This window comes from Alcanivorax sp. HI0083 (assembly GCF_001635175.1).
Genome location: NZ_LWFX01000549.1, coordinates 1 through 408 on the forward strand (window position 1 = coordinate 1; position 408 = coordinate 408).

1 protein-coding gene is annotated in these 408 nt (G+C 58.1%); it reads left to right on the forward strand.

Annotated elements, in window-relative coordinates; all coding sequences use genetic code 11:
• A partial coding sequence (locus A3754_RS05590; protein ID WP_197468483.1) for an L-histidine N(alpha)-methyltransferase occupies nucleotides 1-406 on the forward strand: 406 nt, incomplete at its 5' end.
• Nucleotides 407-408 lie beyond the last annotated feature (2 nt).

Here is a 408-nt window from a genome sequence, read left to right on the forward strand (position 1 = left end):
CGGCGGCGCCCTGCTGATCGGCGCGGATTTACAAAAGGCCGATACACAGCTGAATGCTGCCTACAACGATGCCCAGGAGCTTACTGCGGCCTTCAACCTGAACGCCCTGCATCACCTGAACCGGGAACTGAACTGCCAGTTCGACACGGACAACATGCGCCATGTGGCGTTCTATAACCGCGCACAGCAACGCATTGAGATGCACCTGGAGTGCCTGTGCGATCAGGACATCCAGCTGGGAGAACGCAGCCTGACCCTGAAAAGCGGTACCCGTATCCATACCGAGAATTCCTACAAATTCACCGTAGAAAGCTTCAGTGCCGAACTGGTCGCCGCCGGTTTCACCCCGCTAAGCTGCTGGACGGACCCACAAAGCCTGTTCAGCCTGCACCTGGCCCAGGCATAACG